Source organism: Pseudomonas sp. FSL R10-0399 (assembly GCF_009600165.1).
Classification (GTDB): Bacteria; Pseudomonadota; Gammaproteobacteria; order Pseudomonadales; family Pseudomonadaceae; genus Aquipseudomonas; species Aquipseudomonas helleri.
Window position 1 is genome coordinate 1 of record NZ_WIWK01000075.1, and the last position, 17,225, is coordinate 17,225.

Below are 17,225 nucleotides of genomic sequence, written 5' to 3' on the forward strand. Positions count from 1 at the left end.
GGGGGATGCTGAAGATACTCGGCGGCCTGTTTGCTGCGCGACAGCGCGGCGTCGAAGACGGGGCGGCCCCTCCTACACTAATCAACATTCTTTGATCTGTTCCCACAACTGCGCCACCTGCTCGGCACTGCTGGCCTTGACCCGCGCCAGGTCGACGGGATAGTCGACGCCAGGGTTTTCAACGAAACGAGTGGCGGTGAACTGACCATTGCTGGCCCGTACGATGTAGCCGGTGTCGCGGCACTGCTGCGAAGCCAGAAACACCACGCCGGGTGTGACCCATTCCGGCTTGAGGTTGACCGGTGCTTCGGTCACGCCCCACATTCTGGTTTTTGCCACCGGCGATACAGCGTTAACCAAAATCCCGTCGACCATTCCCTCCATGCTCAGGGCATTCATGATGCCCAGTTGCGCCATTTTACCTGCCGCGTAAGCCACCAGCCCCGGCTGTGCATAGGGCTGGTACATGGCCCGGTCCGACGTGGTCAGGACCACCCGCGCGGCTGGCGATTGCCGCAGGTGTTGCCAGGCATGTTTACACAACCAGACCGGCGCGTAGACATTGATATCCAGTGCCCGTTCGATAAAAGCCGGCTCCACCTCTTCTATCCGCTGATAACCGACCCAACCCGCGTTGTGAATCACGATATCCAGTTGCCCAAACGCGTCGACCGCCGCCGCGACCAATTGCTCGCACCCGCGCTCGCTGGCAAGGTCGGTGTGGTGACCCAGCACGCTGTAACCTTCGGCCTCAAGCGCACGTGCCGCCTCGTGGGCAATCGAGGCATCGGCACCTTCGCCCAGCGTATCCGCGCCAATATCACTGATCACCACATTGGCACCCAACCTTGCCAGTTCGCGGGCGTAGCTCAGACCCAAACCTTGACCAGCGCCCGTTACAATTGCGGTTTTGCCTGCAAAGTCCACAGTTGACTCCTCTTGATCACTGCCCTCACCTTAACCCTGCCTTTCAGGCTTGTTTAATACTGTTCAAGCGCGAAGTTGATACGCTGCGCCTATCACAGTTCAAAGGAAGGAACGGACACCATGATCGAGACCCGTCTGCTCAAGCAGTTCATTGCCGTTGCCGAAGAATTGCACTTCCACAACGCCGCCAAGCGCCTGCACATGGCCCAGCCTGCGCTCAGCCAGGCGATAAACCGCCTGGAAGACAAACTGGGGATCAGCCTGCTGACACGCAGCAAACGTGAAGTGCGACTGACGCCTGCGGGCAGCGCCTTTCTGGACACGGCCTACAGCACCCTCAACACGCTGGAATCCGGTGCCGAGCATGCGCGCCTGGTGGCACAAGGCATCGCTGGCAAACTCACGGTCACCACCGTGTCCATCGCCCACTACACGCCGCTGCTCAATGCACTGCGAGCGTTTCGCGATACCTTCCCCAACGTTCAGTTGACCCTCAAGGAGATGCCCTCAGCCAGCCAGGCCCAAGCGATCTCGCACGCTGAAGCGGACATCGCCTTTATGCGTAAACTGCCTTTTGACACGCCCAATTTGCAGTCGCGCTTGCTGTTTGAAGAGGCAATCGTCATGGCCTTGCCCGCCGATCACGCCAAAGCCCATGCCGCCGACATCAACCTGAGTGACTTCGCAGATGAAGCGTTTGTCTTCACTCCCGAAGTGCTGGGCAGCGGTTATCACCGACAACTGATTGCCCTGTGCGACGCCGCGGGTTTTTACCCGAAGGTGGTGCAAGAAGCGGCACAACTCCACACCGTTATCGGCCTGGTTGCCTGTGGCTTCGGTGTGGCGTTGGTGCCGGCCTCCATTGCCCGTTCGTTTACGCAGGCCAACGTGGTGTTTCGGGGCATTTTGCCGGTGGCGGAATCAGGCAACCCCGCCATTGGCCTCTATGTGGGCTGGCATGCCCACAACGTTTCACCGCTGGTTGAGCGCTTTATGTCGATATTGGATCTGAGAGTAGAGCTCAAGGATGTGTCGACAGCGCCGGGGAGCCATGCGATTCAGCAAACGAATCCCTATAACTCGCCGGGCTGAAGATGCGGGTTAACAGCAGCATCGCCACAACCCCGACAATCAGCACCCACCAGGCGCTGACAAAGCTGCCCGTGAGTTCTCGCAACCAGCCGGTCAACCAGGGCGAGACCGCGTTGATGAGAAACCCCACCCCTTGCACAAACGCCGCCAACTGCCCGGCTGCGCGAGGTTCCCGGCAATGATCGAGGGTCAGGATCAGGCTGAGGGCAAAACAAGCGCCCAGACCAAAGCCGATCAACGCCACCCAGATATGCGGCGACTCAAGCGGCCACATCACCAGACCGAAAAAACCAATTGCCTGCGCAGCAAGGCTGAGGGCCAAAAACGGGCGTCTGTCGCGACTGCGCTGCGCCAGAGCAGGCATCACCAACGCGGCCAGCACCTGAAACACGGTCATGAACGCCAGCAGCGAACCGCTTTGGGTCGCGCTCCAGTCCATTTGCAGGTAATACGCCGGCAGCCAGGCAACCATGCTCATGTAACCGCAATTAACCAGCCCGAAGTACAGCGCCAACAGCCAGGCCCTGCGTTTACACCATGGCTGCGCAGACGCGCCGTGAGTGCGCGCAGTCAGCCCGGCAAAAGGCAGCAGCCACCACATCAATAGCGCCGCCAGCGCGGGCAACAACCACACGCCGAGCCCGGCCTGCCACTGGCTGAAATGCCCGGCCACCACCGGGCTGAGCAACGCGGCCAAGCCGCCACCGCCCATCAACGAGGCCGAATACACCCCCAAAGCCAGCGCCACTTGCCCCTGAAATTGGCGCTTGATCAGCGCTGGCACCAATGCCTGTATCAACGCTACACCGGCGCCACCCAGCAAGGCCGTGATGAGCAACACTTCAGCCTGATGCCCCAGCAGGCGCCACAGGCACGCGCCCAGAATCATCAGCAGGCCCAACGCCACGCCCCGTCGCTCGCCCATACGGGCTTCTATGCGTACCCCGAGCAAGGCCACCAGGCCCATGCAAATCACCGGCAGGCTGGTCAGCCAGGCGCTGCTTTGAAAGCTCATGCCGGTGTCGCCACGAATCTGCATCAACAATGGGCTGATGGAACTCAAAATCGGCCGCAAGTTAAGCCCCAATGCGATGATCAGGGCCCAACTTGCCAGGCTGCGCAGACGGGTTTTAGTGAGCGGCATGGCGCGCCTGCCAGTTTTCATAGACCTCAACCATTGCGGGCTGCGGCAGATGTTGCACGTTCAGGCGCTGCTCGCTCAATGGCAACGCCAGTTGCTGGTAGATCGCCGCCGTAGACAAACCAAACGCTTCACCCAGTTCGTTTGCTGCGCCATACACGGCACGGCTGACGCCGCACAGGTACATGGCCGCAAGGCACATCGGGCACGGCTGACCACTGGCATAGATCACGCACCCGTCCAGACGCGAGCCCAATTGCTGGCTGGCACGGCGGATGGTCTGCAGTTCCGCGTGGGCGGTCGGGTCTTGGTCGAGATGAATTTCGTTAACCGCCTCGACAATTACTTTGCCGTCCTTGACCAGTACTGCGCCAAAAGGCCGTCCCCCCTCGGCAACGTTGATGCGCGCCAGTTCCACCGCGCGTTGCAGGTAATCTTGATCGTTATTCATGGGCACTCCCGTGCAGGTCATTCATTGGGCGCCAGCGTCACGCAGCAACTTGGCCGTTGCGCTCTGACCGCGCTGCTCTGCCTGATACAACGGGCTGTGACCCTCGTTGTCCGGCAGGTTGAGGTCTGCGCCCGCCTGGATCAGTTGGGCAACAATCTGCTGATGAGCCGGGCCACCATCGGACAGCACGATGGCTTCCATCAAACAGGTCCAGCCCAGTCGATTGACATGGTTAACGTCGACCCCGGCGGCAATCAACAAGCGCACGGTTTCAACATGGCCGCGCTCACACGCGGGAATCAACGCGGTGCCGCCGTAACGGTTGGTGCTTTTCAGGTCCGCGCCATGGGCCAGCGTCAACTTGAGGATGTCGTTATAACCACTGGCACCCGCCAGCAAATAGGCGCTGTCGTGCATCAGGTTTTTCTGATTGACGTCGGCGCCCGCCGTTATCAAGGCGCGGGCGATCTCAACGTTGTTGCGCTGGGTCGCGAGCAGCAGCGCGCTACTGCCGTCCGGCGCCTGTGCCTTCAGATCCGCACCGCCGGTGATCAATTGCTGCACGTGGGTCACTTCGCCACTACGCACCGCATCCAACAGACTTTTCTCGTTAGCCATCACTCCTCCCATCATTAATAGCCCGACCGCTAGAAGGCCGGATTTAAACGTCAGGCGACTCATGGTCACTTTCTCTCTGCAGATTCAATGAAGAACGAGTATGGTCAGCCAGACAGGTATTCTGAAATTAAATATAACCATGCCTTTCAGTGGCAATTCGAATGGTGACGTGTATGTTCGATCCCGTGTTGTTGCGCAGTTTTGTTGCCGTGGTGGAGTGCGCCAATTTCACTCGGGCAGCGCAGCGGCTGCATTTGACTCAGTCCACGGTCAGCCAGCAGATTCGTCGCCTTGAAGACAACCTTGGCTGCACACTGCTCGATCGCGATCAACGCCACGTCATAGCCACGGCTGAGGGCGAGCGCTTGCTGGCCTATGCGCGGCGCATTCTGACGCTCCATGAAGAAGCCCGTGAGGCCATGTTCAACCAACAAAGCGAAGGCGTATTGCGTTTGGGGGTGCCGGAAGATTTCGCCGCAGACCGTTTGATGCCGTTGCTGTCGAGCTTCGGCCTGGAGCATCCGGGTGTGCGTCTGGAAGTCACCAGCGGCTTGGGCCCCGACTTGCAGCGGCTGTTTCGCCGGGGTGAGTTTGAGGTGTTGCTGGTCAAGCAGATGGGCCAGAACGATGATTGCCTGGCGAGTTGGCCAGAACCTTTGTGCTGGGTCGACAGCCGCTCCCAGCCAGCGCTGGGGCGTGATCCGTTGCCGCTGGTGACCTTCCCCGCAGGCGGCTTGTACCGCAATGAAATGCTGAACCACCTGGAAATGGGCGGCTGGCACTGGCGCATCAGCTATTCGAGCGCCAGCCTGGCCAGTGTTTGCTCAGCAGTGGCCGCGGGTTTGGGCGTCAGTTTGCTCCCGCGCAGGGTCATCACCGCAGGCCATCAAGTGCTCGACGCCAGCAGCGGCCTGCCGGATATCCAGGGCGTGTATTTGGCGCTCTATGCTCAGGGCGGGCTGAGCCACGCTGGCAAAGTGTTGCAGGAGCAATTGCTTAATCTGTGCGCAGGTTTGGGGCAGACAGGGTGACAGCAGGCTCGTGCCTCGTCAGCGACTACAAGCGGGCTGGGGGACGGGGCTTATCACGCTGCCATCGCGAGCGGTGATGCATAATTCCCCACGCCAAAACTCGGCGAGGAAGACTTCTTCAGTTTCAAGCCCCAGTTCTTTGATTTTGTCGTCCAGCCATTGCGGATCATGGCCGATGGAGGTCAGTTGATCGAGTCGCGCCTCACCGTTAAACATGACGATCACCGACGGCATGTCGCGTTCATCGCAAATGACCGTCAACTCGCCACCCGGCTCAATTTGCGCGTAGTAGACCTGCTGGAAAGCACACGCCCCCTGAGCATGTAACTGCGAGGCTAGCCGCAAGATGTCTATCTTGTGTTTATTATCGACCAGATTTTCAACAATGAACTTTCCGTTCTTGATGATCGGTATAGGGCTACCGATCGCAAAACCACGCAGCACCTGGATATGTTTAGTGGCGGTATTCAGTATGTAGATCAACAACACACCTAATAACAGCACCAGCAAATACTGTTTAAAAGGAATGGTGTCACTATAAATAACACCTCCAATAATACCGCCCAGAATAAAGTTGCCAATCAGGTCAATCGCTGTCATTTGCGACAGTTGGGTTCTGCCTGACATATACATGTGAGTTGCAATTATTGCGAACCCCGCCACGAATTTCGCCAGTACCCATGCGTAATACTCCATACCGCTCCCTTATCAATCCCGTTGCGCAATGTTCAATGGGCACCAGCGTAGCAGGTTTGAAATCCACGAGACAAAATCAATAGCCTTGCGCCTGCCGGGCATCCTTACAGGCCGTGAGCTGGTAATTAATCAGGCTGTACAACGTATGGGTATCGGAGGACTGCACCGTTTGTGTCTCGGCATAATCCACTTGTATGGCATCCAGCTTGGCTTTGTTTTCGGACATCTGCACGATGCAACGATTGACGTTATCTGAGCGTAGAGGCTGTGAACTCGAAATATCAGCGTATTCCAGCGTGCGTGTGGCAATCACTTGTTTAATCGCCTCAACTTTTTCCCGTGCAACTTTATCTTTATCAGCCTCACACCCGGCCAATACTAAAACTGACAAAAAACCCACTGCACAATGCTTGATCACCGTCATACCCTGAATTCCTTAAGGGAACTGATCTTCATTTTTGTACCGTTTGAACCGCCACGCCGGGTATAAACACCCCCAAAACTTGCGCTTACTGCCTCAATTTAGAGCACTTAGATGACACTATTGCCTTCATTCGACCTTAACCACGCTCATTCAGAACCTTGGTATGCAGGTATTTGTCGCAAGACCCGGCATTAAGCGCCGGGCATGCAATCAAAAAGCAAAGGCTGTGCCATTCAACCGCCCATCTACAACGGGAGGGTTGTCACTGAGCGCTATCAATCAGCTTTCAGATACAACGGTTGAGGCCTCTGCCGATTCAGTCGCCAACTTCAATCGATCAGCCTTGCTAACGTAAGTGGACTTTTTTTTCGGTGCCAATTTGGCACTGGCTTTCTTGGCATGTGCCTTTAAAAGCTGCTGGATCTTTTTACGACGATTCATCTTGGGTCACTCGGTTTGTAAGCGTTTGAATCATATCAGTTAAAAGAAGCAGGCCGGTCACCCGAACACGTACTGTCCAGGTAGGCGAGTAGACCGCGAGAGTGAAATCTACTCCTGGCGCGTCCAAACCGCCAGTTCATAACCGTCAGGATCGACAAAATGAAAGCGGCGCCCACCGGGGAAAGAAAAGGTCTCACGGCTGATCACGGCGCCCAAGCTTTTGATGCGTGCCTGAGTGCCCTCAAGATCGTCGGCGTACACAATCACTAATGGGCCGCCAGGCCGCACCGGTTCACCCGTGGTGAAACCACCCGTCAAGCGGCCATCAGTGAACTCTGTGTACGCAGGACCGTAATCGACGAATGTCCAGCCGAACGCACTGCCATAGAAAGCTTTGCTGCGGCTGATATCGCCCACATTGAATTCGATATTGTCGATCTGCCGATCGTTACCGTTAGCACTCATGAGAACCTCCCGCCTGTCGTGAAAAGACGTTCATCATAGTGTTATTTGGCTACCACTGCGCAGTGTCAGAGCCGAGTTCATGGGCCGGTAATGCCCACCAGGCCGGGCAGCCTGCGATCTGGACAGGCCATTGGATGCGTTGCGCATCACCCCAGGCGGTGTGCTCGATGGCTGAGTCTTTATCGGCTTCGGTTTCCTCTGCGATTTGCAGCCACCTGCCCTCTTTACCTTGGCGCGCTCCGTCGGCTGGGTGGCGCATGCGCTGGAACAAAAAGCCACAGGTCAACTGATCCGGCCCCGCGCGAACTATGTGGGTGAAGCGGTGCAGGCTTGAGACCTCACCCCCCGCTTTCTTGTAGTCGCTGACGAGGTACGAGGCTGCGATGCGGGCCGCAGGACCGCCAGCTGGGGTCGCTGCGCAACCCATCGCAGCCTCGTACCTCGACAGCGACTACAGGTGTCTATTAAATTCAGGCTTGCCTGATAAATATGGACAAACGTATATTCGGATAAACATATGCATAGAGGCAAATCCATGCTCAATCCAGCCGCCATTTTCAAATGCCTGGCCGATGAAACCCGGGCCAGAGCAACCTTGCTGATCACCCGTGAGGGCGAGCTATGCGTGTGCGAGCTGGTCTGTGCTCTGGACGAAAGCCAGCCGAAAATATCCCGGCACCTCGCACAATTGCGCAGTTGCGGGTTGCTGCTTGATCGTCGCCAGGGTCAATGGGTGTATTACCGCTTGAACCCGGAACTCCCCGCCTGGGTGCGTGAAGTACTGGAAACCACCCTGACTGCCAATTCCGAGTGGCTTGCGTCAAACACTCGCCGCCTCAGCACCATGGATGGCCCCCCCTCAACACAACAGCGTGCTGCTGATCAAAGGACGAGACGTTTATGCTCACCGCCTCCGCCATTTTTTTGTTCACCCTGGTCTTGGTCATCTGGCAACCCAGAGGTCTGGGCATCGGCTGGAGTGCCACATTGGGCGCTGCGCTGGCCCTGATTACAGGGATTGTGAAGCTGGATGATATCCCTCTGGTCTGGGACATTATCTGGAACGCCACGGCCACCTTTATCGCGGTCATTATCATCAGCCTGCTACTGGATGAAGCTGGTTTTTTTCAGTGGGCGGCCCTGCATGTAGCGCGCCTGGCCAATGGCAAGGGGCGGCGCCTTTTTGCTTTTACCGTGCTGCTGGGTGCCGCCGTGTCGGCCCTGTTTGCCAATGACGGCGCGGCCCTTATTCTCACACCCATCGTGATGTCGATACTGCTCGCCTTACGCTTTTCGCCCGCCTCAACCCTGGCGTTTGTCATGGCCGCCGGGTTTATTGCCGATACCGCCAGCTTGCCTCTGGTGGTCTCAAACCTGGTCAATATCGTTTCGGCGGACTACTTCGGGCTGAGTTATAGCGCGTACGCCTCGATCATGGTGCCGGTGAACATCGTGGCAGTCGCCGCCACCCTCGCGGTGTTGTACGGGTTTTACCGCCGCGACATCCCGCACAGCTATTCACAAGACGACTTGCAAGCACCTCGGCAGGCCGTGCGCGACGTCATGACCTTTCGTGCAGGCTGGGGGGTGCTGATCTTGTTGCTGGTGGGCCTGTTTGTACTGGAACCTATCGGCATTCCCATCAGTGCCATTGCTGCCGTGTGCGCCGTTATTTTGCTGGCGGTTGCAGCCCGCGGGCACATCATTTCGACCCGCCGCGTGGTTCGCGAAGCCCCTTGGCAGATCGTTCTTTTCTCGCTGGGTATGTATCTGGTGGTCTACGGGTTGAAAAACGCTGGCCTGACAGACTATCTGACCCTGGCCCTTAATTATCTGCTCGACTCCAATCTGTGGCTGGTCACGCTGGGCACGGGGTTTCTCTCGGCGTTTCTGTCATCGGCCATGAACAACTTGCCTGCTGTATTGATTGGCGCCCTGTCGATTCACGCCAGTGAGGCCAGCGGTGTCATGCGTGAAGCCATGATCTATGCCAACGTCATCGGCGCCGATCTGGGCCCGAAAATAACCCCTATCGGCAGCCTGGCGACACTGTTGTGGCTGCACGTTTTGCAGCGCAAAGGCATTCGCATCACCTGGGGTTACTACTTCAAGACAGGCGTGATTCTGACCCTGCCGATTCTGTTCATCACCTTGTCGGCCCTGGCCTTGCGCCTGAGCCTTTAACCCTCTGACCCACCAGTGAGCAACCTTATGCGGATCCTGTTTATGTGCACGGCCAACAGCTGTCGGAGCATTTTGTCCGAGGCCATGTTTAACCACCTCGCCCCTGAAGGCGTTCAAGCCTTCAGTGCCGGGAGCTTTCCCAAAGGCCAGGTTCTGCCGCGCAGTTTGAGCACACTGCAACAAGCTGGTATCAGCATCGCGGGCTTGAGCAGCAAGGGCAATGACGCCTTCGAAAGCAACCCGCCCGACATCGTGATTACCGTCTGCGACAAAGCAGCGGGCGAAGCCTGCCCTGTGTACTTTGGTCCAGCGATCAAAGCCCACTGGGGGCTTGAGGATCCATCAGAAGTGGTTGGCGATGAAGCAACAATCTCGGCGGCTTTCCACGCGACCCTGGCGCTTATTGAAAAACGTTGCCGCGCCCTGCTGGCCCTGCCTCTTGCCCAGCTCGACAGTGCAAGCCTGAAGCAGCACCTGGACCGCATCAGCACCCTCTAACCGGAGTTCACATGACCGATCAACTGCCTAATCTCGACACCTCATTAACCACCGGCACGCTGGTCGATGCCGACGTTCATAAACCCCGGATCCTGCTGTTATACGGCTCGACCCGCGAACGCTCGTTCAGCCGTTTATTGGTTGAAGAGGCCGCCAGATTGCTGGAGCACTTCGGCGCCGAAACCCGGACTTTCAACCCCAGCGGCTTACCTTTGCCGGACGATGCACCCGTCGATCACCCAAAAGTGCAGGAACTGCTAGAACTGATGCAGTGGTCTGAAGGCCAGGTCTGGTGTTCCCCGGAACGCCATGGCGCCATGTCTGCGGTGTTCAAGGCGCAAATTGACTGGGTGCCTCTGGCCTTGGGGGCCGTACGCCCCACCCAGGGTAAAACCCTTGCGGTGATGCAGATCTGTGGCGGCTCGCAATCATTCAACGTGGTTAACCAACTGCGAGTGCTGGGGCGCTGGATGCGGATGTTCACTATCCCTAACCAGTCGTCAGTCCCAAAGGCCTACCTTGAATTTGATCAACACAACCGTATGCAACCCTCTGCCCTGTATGACCGGGTAGTGGACGTGATGGAAGAACTGGTCAGGTTCACGCTGCTGCTCAGAGAACGCCCTGACCTGGTTGACCGCTACTCGGAGCGCAAGGAATCAGCTGAAGCACTCACTCAACGGGTTAATCAACGCTCCATTTAGTCTTCAGCGCCACACCGCAGACCCGATATGCCAAAATCGCCCTTTTGCCCAGAACGAGCGTTTGATTGACTCACGTGAGTGCCGCGCATTCGGGCTGACAAGGAACTGCAGTTGAACGAACACACATTGTCCATGCGCCTGGAACGGGTGGCGGCGCACGTGCCCGCCGGGGCCCGATTGGCAGATATTGGCTCGGATCACGGTTATCTACCGGTAGCGCTCGTACACCGTGGCACCCTCTGCGCGGCAGTCGCAGGTGAGGTGGCCTTAACGCCCTTCCATGCTGCACAACGTACCGTGCGCGAGAACCAGCTTGAACAGCAGATAACTGTGCGCCTGGCCAACGGCCTGGCAGCCATTGAACCGTCCGACGGCATCACCGCCGTCAGCCTGTGCGGCATGGGTGGTGAGACCATCCGCGACATTCTCGACAGTGGCAAGGCGCACCTGCGCGGTGAGGAACGCCTGATCCTGCAACCCAATGGCGGCGAACAACCACTGCGCCAATGGCTGATGGACAACCACTACCGCATCGTCGCTGAAGAGGTGCTGCAAGAAAACCGCTTCTACTACGAAATCATCGTCGCTGAACGCAGCGGGCCCGTGACTTACAGCGCCGAAGCACTGTATTTCGGGCCGCTGCACTTAGAGGCCCGTAGCCCGGTATTCCTGGCCAAATGGCAGCGTATCCTGGGCGAGCGGCAAAAAACCTTGGAGCAATTCGCCCGTGCACGGCACGCCGTACCCGAGCACAAATTGCAAGACATCGGCCAACAGATACGCTGGATCACCGAACTGCTGGCCTGACGGTTAATCCAGGTCAGACGCCTCATGCCGCTCAGGCACCTGGCTCGCCTCATCGCCCCACGGCCGGTTAACCCGCAGCCCGCGAACTACCGCCGGGCGATTGGCAATTTCTTCAGCCCAACGCTGAACATGGGTGTACTCGTGGGCCGAAAGGAACTCAGCCGCCGAGTACACCGTGTTGCGCACCAGTTGACCGTACCAGGACCAGACCGCGATATCGGCGATGGTGTAAGTATCGCCCGCCAGATACGGGGTTTCAGCCAGACGACGGTCCAGCACATCCAGTTGCCGCTTGACCTCCATGGTGAAGCGATTGATCGGGTACTCGAGCTTTTCTGGCGCATACGCATAGAAATGCCCAAACCCGCCGCCCAGATAAGGCGCAGCACCCATCTGCCAAAATAGCCAGTTGAGGGTTTCGGTACGCCCGGCCAGATCAGTCGGGATAAACGCGTCGAACTTCTGCGCGAGATACAGCAGGATCGAACCCGACTCAAACACCCGAATGGCAGGCTCTACGCTACGGTCCAGCAAGGCTGGAATCTTGGAGTTCGGGTTGATCTCAACAAACCCGCTGGAGAACTGATCCCCCTCGCCGATACGGATCAACCAGGCATCGTACTCAGCCCCGGAGTACCCCGCTGCCAGCAACTCCTCCAGCAGAATCGTCACCTTCACCCCATTGGGCGTGGCCAGCGAATACAACTGCAAAGGATGCTTGCCGACCGGCAGCTCCTTGTCATGCGTAGGCCCGGCAACCGGGCGATTGATACTCGCAAAATGGCCGCCAGACGGAGCGTTGTTTGTCCAGACTTTAGGCGGAACGTACGGTGTATTGCTCAAGAGACGGACCTCATCGGTAGAGTGCTGAGAAGGCATGAGCCTGAAAAATCATGACCGGGCTCAATGGGCACAGCACACCATAGTCGGCAAGCGAATGCTACAGCGGCGTGTCTGGAGCGTGGGTCCAGGGTTATGGAATACGAATACCCAAGGCATTCAAGGTCTGGGTGTCCATTGCGCCATTGACCGTCAGTGCATTGTCCATCTGAAACGACATCAACGCGCCACGCGTCCCTTTGCCCATCACTCCGTCAATTTTGCCGAAGTAGTACTTGCGCACCATCAGCGCCGTTTGCACACGCATCACCAGATTGTTTTTCTGCGCTTCGCTAGGGCGAGTTCGGGTCGTGCTCGCGTTGTTGGCCGGGCCTGAAGGTCCATAAAGCGAATTAGACGTCGAAGATCCAGCAGAACCACTTGAACTACTGTGTGTCGAGCTTGGCGCTGTATAACTGCGAGTACTGGCAGGCGGCGGGCTGTAATAGCGAGGCGCGCTATAGCCGCCTGAACCGCTGTAATGAGAACTGTGGGAGCTGTGCGAACGGTGAGAACTGTGTGAGCGATGCGCGGCATACATGTTGATTGCATCCGGGGCATTGAGCGTGTCCGCGAAAACAGGTGACTGGCCGTTGCCCCTTGGCTCCCAGCTCGCATCAGCGAGTGGTAGCGAGTTCGCCTGTGCAAAGGCAGTACCCGCGACGGGAAGTAAAGTGATCCCCCCAAGCAAAATTTTCCAGCGATCAAGCAGTTTCACTGTGCGCTCCTTGCATAGGCACTGAATGCCTCGGTAGAAAGTGGTTGCACACCACGGCTTTGCCAGCGCGCGGAGTGAGATTTAAAGAAACCGGAACACTGTTTATTCGCAACGCATTGTTGGCAGGCATCGATAAACAGATTCTTCCAGTCGGATATGCTCTGCCGGGTGAAACGCCACAAATGTTCAGGCACCAGGCATAACGGCAGGTTATATAGGGAGACAGGCAAGCCACGGTTATGCAGAAAATAGACTGCCTGAGTGAGCGAATCCTGATAGTCCATCGGGTCTATCCAGAGCGCCTCATAATGCTTTCTGGCGAGCCCGGTGCTTTCGATCCCCATCAATGCAACATGCCGAACAAACGGTAAATTACGGAAGATGTAGTGCGCGAGCTCTGGCAATCTTGGCGTCGTCAATTGGCTCAGCACCACGCGGATCTCAACAATCTGGTTGGCACGCGCAAGGTTGTACAGCCCTTGCAGGGTTTCACTGAATGCACCGGGCGCCTGCACAACGTGGTCGTGGTCACTGGCGTTATCGGCATACAGCGGTATGCCCCAACTGAGCTGGGGGTGATCAATGGATGTGAGTGATTCGATCCAGTCCGGGTCTTTGAACAGTCGGCCATTGCTCAACACATGAATGGATTTAAGCGCCAGCACGGCTTTGCACTTGGCCAGGATTTCCAGCAAACCGTCACGATAAAGCGTCGGCTCCCCGCCACTGATACCGAGGTTTTCTTCGCCTGGATCCATCAAATCAATGAGGCGAAGGTTTTCCTCAATATGCCATCGATCATCAATGTCTTTGGGTGGCTGAGAACACATCAGGCACAGACTGTTGCACCGGTCTGTCATGAACAACAAATTGCTGTCAGAACCGCGCCGATACAGGACGCGCACCAGCGAATTACCGGGCGTCAGTGCAATCACATCACCTGGGCGAACAACATCCGGGTCTTTGGGCGAGTGAATCAACAACCTGTCGACGCCTGCGTGACCGTCCCATTGTTCAGGAATGAGAAAACCTGCAACTGGCAGCGATAGCAGTTGCGGATTGCGTTGCAACTCGACCGCAGGTGACCACAACAAAAGATCATCAAAGCCCACATCTCCCGCACACACAGCGGTGCCCTTCTCAATGAGTTCTTCGAGAGAGATGACCTTAAGCAATCTGGGTTCGGTTAAATGCTGAATCTCAACATGAGTGTCTTTACGCAGCATCATCAACCCCGATAGCCAGCCAAACCGACATCGGCATAGCTGCGTCGGTTAAGCCAGGAAAGCAGGACACGCTGAACGTCATCATCGGCATCTCGCAGCAACTCAAAAAGATGCTTTAGCAGCCCCATATTTTTCTTGCAGAAACTGCTAAAACTGCGATGCCCGACGGGATCGCCCTGACGTGCAAAGTGTTCCACGGGATCTGCACCGCAATACGCAACAAGCGCGCAGTCTGAACAGCCCGGAAGGGTTTCAGCGACGCCACTGCTTAACAGAGCCTCCATAACCGGAGAACGCAGCAGCTCAGACAACGGTTGATGCACGCTGCCCAGGCGCAACCCCTCCTCGCCCATTTCCAACAGCATTCGTGCTTCGTCAGAGGGGTACACATAGCCGTCGTAGTTGTACACCAGCGCCGCAGTCCCCGCGCCCGTGGGCGAACGCAGATCCACATAGCCCGATGAAAATGGCGTCAAGATATTCTTCAGCAACAAACTCGCATAGCTTTCTGACAGGTACACGCCCTGCTGATTAAGCTCCAGCAGATAAGCCAGAGCCTCCTTGTAAAACGCCACATAGCGCTCTATCGGGTAATCCAGCCGCTGCGCGCTTCTTGAAGCAAAACCATAAGGGCTCAAGGGTCGTAATGAGATGCTTGAGAAGCCCTGCTTAACGTACTCATCAATGATGGCCCGTGGTTGCTCGAGGCTTCTGGCCGTCAAGGTGGTCAGTGCCGACACAGCGTCGTGCCCCAAGTGCTCACGAACACGGCGGATACCTTCAAGCGTTCGCTCGAACGAGTTTCGGGTCGGGGTCGGGCGATTAGCGTTGTGTAAAGACGCTGGCCCATCGAGCGACGTTGAAAACTGAATTCGATGGAGCTTGGCGAAATCGAGAATATCGTCAGTCAAGTGATAAAGCGTCGTCGTAATCACGAACTGAATATCTCGTTGCTCCAGTACGTTTCGTTCAACCACCCACTCAACAATTTGCCGGACACGCTCGAAGGCCAGCAGCGGTTCCCCACCCTGAAACTCAACGGTGAGTACGCGAGAGTTCGATTCAAACATGCGCTCAACAGCAGCCCGTGCATCTGCTTCAGACAAGTCGTGCCCTGAACCGCCCAGAGGGGCGCGAGAAACCTGACAGTACTGGCAGGTGTGATTGCAGCGCAAAGTCACCACAAACAGATGCAGCGCCGGGCCCTGAAAGAGAAAATCCTTGCGACTGCGGTACTGCGCGGCCATCTGTGGCAAGGGATCATGCCTGCCGGGCTCGTAAATGAAATGCCGGGCAAGCAGATCCCTGTAAAACGCAGAGCCCGGTTGCAAACGCTTAAAGCCGAGGTCCTGGAGCTGTGGGTCAGAGACCCAAAGGTACTCACCCGTTTCAGAGGTGATCAACACATCCCGGTCACTTTCGGCCTGCATACGCATAAAGCGAAATGGCAGCAGACGATAACTGCTGGTATCAGAAGCGATCAGCGTCATTGAGGCAGCCCGCACCCAGTCAATGCCGCACGCGCCAGCACCTCTCGCAACCCGGCAGTTTCGCGGTTGATATGGTTACGCAGGGCAAAATCATTCAAATGCTGCAACACCAGCGGCCGTACGCGTGCGCTGGGCAAGGTGAGCTGATCTTGAGACGGGAAAATCGACAGCTTGATCTGACCGGGCTCAACAGAGACTTCAATAGCCAATGTATCCGCCAGACTATAAGCCGCCCGTTGCACCACCCCAAGCGGGTAAGCCGCCTCGCAGACGTGCATGATTACCGGCCAATTCATCGAGATCGATCCTTGAAGACGCTGAAAAAGGTGCGGATTCTGACAAGAGAGAAGGCAATTGGCTAGTATCCAATTGTTTAATTGAAGGAATAGTGAAATCGACGCCTGAAACACTTGAAAGCCTTCAACTCCCCGGCCGCAAAACTTGCATCATCTGCTCAACAACAAAGGCTTCCACAGCCCCCTGACTGGCGCCTTGCTCAAAAGTAGCGCAACACACCGTTGTGTCGCCGTCGCTTATACGGTAAACGGCGATGACACTGCCTGGCCCGCAGCCTGTGTGCCCTGTCAGGGTATATCCACCCGCAATTGCTCCCTGCATTACGCCCAGGCCATAGCCCGGTGTGATCCAGGGTCGTCCGGGAATCGCGCCGCCCACTACTCGTGCTGTCTGCATGCCCTGAAGCAAGGCTGTGGGGAGGAGGTCTGTGCACAAGAGCCGATCGAGAAATAGCGCCGCTTGCGAGACAGGGCCGATCAACAGACCGTGATACACCCAGGCGGGATCATAAGTTGAGGCGCTTCCAGGAATGGAGGCTGGCAAGTCTGATCGTGACTTGGCAAAGCGAACGTTTGACAGACCCAGAGGAGCAAGCGCCCGCTGCATCACCGCGTCATCAAGCGCCAGACCCGTCAGGCGCTCAATTAGCCTGCCGATATGCCAGTAGCCCACATTCGAATACCGCCAACCGGTTCCGGGACTGTATCGAAGTCGGGCACCGTCGAGGCGTTGCATCATTTCATCAACAGACCAGGCTGGTTCGCCGTTGCTAACGGCTGTGTGATAGTCAACAAGTTCACCATAATCAGCCAGGCCCGCCTCATGCCGCAGTAGCTGGCGTAATGTGAACGGCTGATCAAGTATTGGCTCGTCCAGGCTGACCAGCCTGTCACGTACTAACGTCAGAGCCGTCGCAGCCAGGACTGTTTTAGTAAAGCTCCACCAAGGGACCATCAGATCTGATGGGGCAGACGATTGAGGCTGACCGTTTGATATGAGTGAACTGAGCATTGGCTTCCTTGGCATGTTGAGCGGATCGACAAGATATCCCATTCAGTCTTCCTGAACGTAGCCTCGCCAAGCTCGGCAACTGCTACGACGATCAATACAATCCGTAGGAGCGAGCTTGCCTCGCG

At 57.0% G+C, this 17,225-nt stretch carries 21 protein-coding genes and 1 pseudogene; 8 read left to right on the forward strand and 14 right to left on the reverse strand.

Translation table 11 applies throughout. The features are described 5' to 3' along the window. Window positions 1–81 precede the first annotated feature (81 nt). A complete protein-coding gene (locus tag GHO41_RS19470) occupies window positions 82–927 on the reverse strand; it encodes an SDR family NAD(P)-dependent oxidoreductase (protein ID WP_371928980.1) in 846 nt (281 codons plus the stop codon). A gap of 120 nt (window positions 928–1,047) precedes the next feature. Between GHO41_RS19470 and GHO41_RS19475 the strand changes: the two genes are divergently transcribed. Beyond that, window positions 1,048–2,019: a LysR family transcriptional regulator gene (locus GHO41_RS19475; RefSeq protein ID WP_153434393.1), complete on the forward strand. Its 972-nt coding sequence runs from the start codon at window positions 1,048–1,050 to the stop codon at window positions 2,017–2,019. On the opposite strand, the gene GHO41_RS19480 is transcribed toward GHO41_RS19475, so the two are convergent. From GHO41_RS19480 to GHO41_RS19490, 3 genes are read right to left on the reverse strand one after another with little or no spacing between them, the layout of a single operon-like run. Next, the gene (locus tag GHO41_RS19480; RefSeq protein WP_153434394.1) at window positions 1,949–3,163 is read right to left on the reverse strand and encodes a CynX/NimT family MFS transporter; all 1,215 of its coding nucleotides are present in this window, start codon (window positions 3,161–3,163) and stop codon (window positions 1,949–1,951) included. The two genes, GHO41_RS19475 and GHO41_RS19480, sit on opposite strands and share 71 nt — an antisense overlap. Continuing rightward, a complete protein-coding gene (locus tag GHO41_RS19485; protein ID WP_153434395.1) occupies window positions 3,150–3,611 on the reverse strand; it encodes a nucleoside deaminase in 462 nt (153 codons plus the stop codon). The genes GHO41_RS19480 and GHO41_RS19485 overlap by 14 nt, the downstream gene beginning before the upstream one ends. A gap of 21 nt (window positions 3,612–3,632) precedes the next feature. Next, entirely contained in the window at window positions 3,633–4,292 is a 660-nt protein-coding gene (locus GHO41_RS19490) for an ankyrin repeat domain-containing protein (protein ID WP_153434396.1), read from the reverse strand. A gap of 110 nt (window positions 4,293–4,402) precedes the next feature. Between GHO41_RS19490 and GHO41_RS19495 the strand changes: the two genes are divergently transcribed. Then, the gene (locus tag GHO41_RS19495; RefSeq protein WP_153434397.1) at window positions 4,403–5,260 is read left to right on the forward strand and encodes a LysR family transcriptional regulator; all 858 of its coding nucleotides are present in this window, start codon (window positions 4,403–4,405) and stop codon (window positions 5,258–5,260) included. An 18-nt stretch (window positions 5,261–5,278) separates the two neighbouring features. On the opposite strand, the gene GHO41_RS19500 is transcribed toward GHO41_RS19495, so the two are convergent. The 4 genes from GHO41_RS19500 to GHO41_RS19515 all read right to left on the reverse strand — a co-directional run bounded on the left by GHO41_RS19500 (window position 5,279) and on the right by GHO41_RS19515 (window position 7,286). Beyond that, window positions 5,279–5,956: a DUF421 domain-containing protein gene (locus tag GHO41_RS19500; protein ID WP_153350618.1), complete on the reverse strand. Its 678-nt coding sequence runs from the start codon at window positions 5,954–5,956 to the stop codon at window positions 5,279–5,281. A 76-nt stretch (window positions 5,957–6,032) separates the two neighbouring features. After that, window positions 6,033–6,380, reverse strand: coding sequence for a hypothetical protein (locus GHO41_RS19505; protein WP_048391053.1), 348 nt, complete (start codon window positions 6,378–6,380; stop codon window positions 6,033–6,035). A gap of 279 nt (window positions 6,381–6,659) precedes the next feature. Then, window positions 6,660–6,821, reverse strand: a complete 162-nt coding sequence (locus tag GHO41_RS19510; protein WP_082148799.1) for a DUF2986 domain-containing protein — start codon at window positions 6,819–6,821, stop codon at window positions 6,660–6,662. Between the two features lie 108 nt (window positions 6,822–6,929). Continuing rightward, entirely contained in the window at window positions 6,930–7,286 is a 357-nt protein-coding gene (locus tag GHO41_RS19515) for a VOC family protein (RefSeq protein WP_153434398.1), read from the reverse strand. A gap of 250 nt (window positions 7,287–7,536) precedes the next feature. Between GHO41_RS19515 and GHO41_RS19520 the strand changes: the two genes are divergently transcribed. The 6 genes and pseudogenes from GHO41_RS19520 to GHO41_RS19545 all read left to right on the forward strand — a co-directional run bounded on the left by GHO41_RS19520 (window position 7,537) and on the right by GHO41_RS19545 (window position 11,479). Continuing rightward, window positions 7,537–7,620 carry a hypothetical protein gene (locus GHO41_RS19520; protein ID WP_241486434.1) on the forward strand — a complete coding sequence of 28 codons (84 nt, stop codon included), beginning with the start codon at window positions 7,537–7,539 and terminating at the stop codon, window positions 7,618–7,620. Between the two features lie 201 nt (window positions 7,621–7,821). Next, window positions 7,822–8,168, forward strand: a pseudogene (locus tag GHO41_RS30410) (metalloregulator ArsR/SmtB family transcription factor). A gap of 18 nt (window positions 8,169–8,186) precedes the next feature. Beyond that, window positions 8,187–9,470, forward strand: coding sequence for an arsenic transporter (locus GHO41_RS19530; RefSeq protein ID WP_048373433.1), 1,284 nt, complete (start codon window positions 8,187–8,189; stop codon window positions 9,468–9,470). Between the two features lie 27 nt (window positions 9,471–9,497). Further along, entirely contained in the window at window positions 9,498–9,968 is a 471-nt protein-coding gene (locus tag GHO41_RS19535) for an arsenate reductase ArsC (RefSeq protein WP_153434400.1), read from the forward strand. A gap of 11 nt (window positions 9,969–9,979) precedes the next feature. Next, window positions 9,980–10,672, forward strand: coding sequence for an arsenical resistance protein ArsH (arsH, locus tag GHO41_RS19540; protein WP_153434401.1), 693 nt, complete (start codon window positions 9,980–9,982; stop codon window positions 10,670–10,672). Between the two features lie 111 nt (window positions 10,673–10,783). Continuing rightward, a complete protein-coding gene (locus tag GHO41_RS19545; protein ID WP_048373484.1) occupies window positions 10,784–11,479 on the forward strand; it encodes a class I SAM-dependent methyltransferase in 696 nt (231 codons plus the stop codon). 3 nt (window positions 11,480–11,482) lie between these two features. On the opposite strand, the gene yghU is transcribed toward GHO41_RS19545, so the two are convergent. From yghU to GHO41_RS19575, 6 genes are all read right to left on the reverse strand, one after another. After that, window positions 11,483–12,322 (reverse strand): glutathione-dependent disulfide-bond oxidoreductase, encoded by an 840-nt coding sequence (gene yghU / locus GHO41_RS19550; RefSeq protein WP_178126546.1) that lies wholly within the window; start codon window positions 12,320–12,322, stop codon window positions 11,483–11,485. A gap of 130 nt (window positions 12,323–12,452) precedes the next feature. Then, window positions 12,453–13,076, reverse strand: coding sequence for a His-Xaa-Ser repeat protein HxsA (gene hxsA / locus GHO41_RS19555; protein ID WP_371928981.1), 624 nt, complete (start codon window positions 13,074–13,076; stop codon window positions 12,453–12,455). Next, a complete protein-coding gene (gene hxsC / locus GHO41_RS19560) occupies window positions 13,073–14,308 on the reverse strand; it encodes a His-Xaa-Ser system radical SAM maturase HxsC (protein WP_048373443.1) in 1,236 nt (411 codons plus the stop codon). The genes hxsA and hxsC overlap by 4 nt, the downstream gene beginning before the upstream one ends. Further along, window positions 14,305–15,792: a His-Xaa-Ser system radical SAM maturase HxsB gene (gene hxsB / locus GHO41_RS19565; RefSeq protein WP_153434404.1), complete on the reverse strand. Its 1,488-nt coding sequence runs from the start codon at window positions 15,790–15,792 to the stop codon at window positions 14,305–14,307. Before hxsB ends, hxsC begins: the two co-directional genes overlap by 4 nt. Beyond that, window positions 15,789–16,088 carry a His-Xaa-Ser system protein HxsD gene (gene hxsD / locus GHO41_RS19570; RefSeq protein ID WP_153434405.1) on the reverse strand — a complete coding sequence of 100 codons (300 nt, stop codon included), beginning with the start codon at window positions 16,086–16,088 and terminating at the stop codon, window positions 15,789–15,791. Before hxsD ends, hxsB begins: the two co-directional genes overlap by 4 nt. 124 nt (window positions 16,089–16,212) lie before the next feature. After that, a complete protein-coding gene (locus tag GHO41_RS19575) occupies window positions 16,213–17,100 on the reverse strand; it encodes a serine hydrolase (protein ID WP_153434417.1) in 888 nt (295 codons plus the stop codon). Between the last annotated feature and the right edge of the window lie 125 nt (window positions 17,101–17,225).

Coding starts and splice junctions, on each gene's coding strand:
- GHO41_RS19475 (WP_153434393.1), top strand. CDS start 1,048: ATGATCGAGACCCGTCTGCTCAAGCAGTTCATTGCCGTTGCCGAAGAA.
- GHO41_RS19480 (WP_153434394.1), bottom strand. CDS start 3,163: ATGCCGCTCACTAAAACCCGTCTGCGCAGCCTGGCAAGTTGGGCCCTG.
- GHO41_RS19485 (WP_153434395.1), bottom strand. CDS start 3,611: ATGAATAACGATCAAGATTACCTGCAACGCGCGGTGGAACTGGCGCGC.
- GHO41_RS19490 (WP_153434396.1), bottom strand. CDS start 4,292: ATGAGTCGCCTGACGTTTAAATCCGGCCTTCTAGCGGTCGGGCTATTA.
- GHO41_RS19495 (WP_153434397.1), top strand. CDS start 4,403: ATGTTCGATCCCGTGTTGTTGCGCAGTTTTGTTGCCGTGGTGGAGTGC.
- GHO41_RS19500 (WP_153350618.1), bottom strand. CDS start 5,956: ATGGAGTATTACGCATGGGTACTGGCGAAATTCGTGGCGGGGTTCGCA.
- GHO41_RS19505 (WP_048391053.1), bottom strand. CDS start 6,380: ATGACGGTGATCAAGCATTGTGCAGTGGGTTTTTTGTCAGTTTTAGTA.
- GHO41_RS19510 (WP_082148799.1), bottom strand. CDS start 6,821: ATGAATCGTCGTAAAAAGATCCAGCAGCTTTTAAAGGCACATGCCAAG.
- GHO41_RS19515 (WP_153434398.1), bottom strand. CDS start 7,286: ATGAGTGCTAACGGTAACGATCGGCAGATCGACAATATCGAATTCAAT.
- GHO41_RS19530 (WP_048373433.1), top strand. CDS start 8,187: ATGCTCACCGCCTCCGCCATTTTTTTGTTCACCCTGGTCTTGGTCATC.
- GHO41_RS19535 (WP_153434400.1), top strand. CDS start 9,498: ATGCGGATCCTGTTTATGTGCACGGCCAACAGCTGTCGGAGCATTTTG.
- arsH (WP_153434401.1), top strand. CDS start 9,980: ATGACCGATCAACTGCCTAATCTCGACACCTCATTAACCACCGGCACG.
- hxsB (WP_153434404.1), bottom strand. CDS start 15,792: ATGACGCTGATCGCTTCTGATACCAGCAGTTATCGTCTGCTGCCATTT.
- hxsD (WP_153434405.1), bottom strand. CDS start 16,088: ATGAATTGGCCGGTAATCATGCACGTCTGCGAGGCGGCTTACCCGCTT.
- GHO41_RS19575 (WP_153434417.1), bottom strand. CDS start 17,100: ATGCTCAGTTCACTCATATCAAACGGTCAGCCTCAATCGTCTGCCCCA.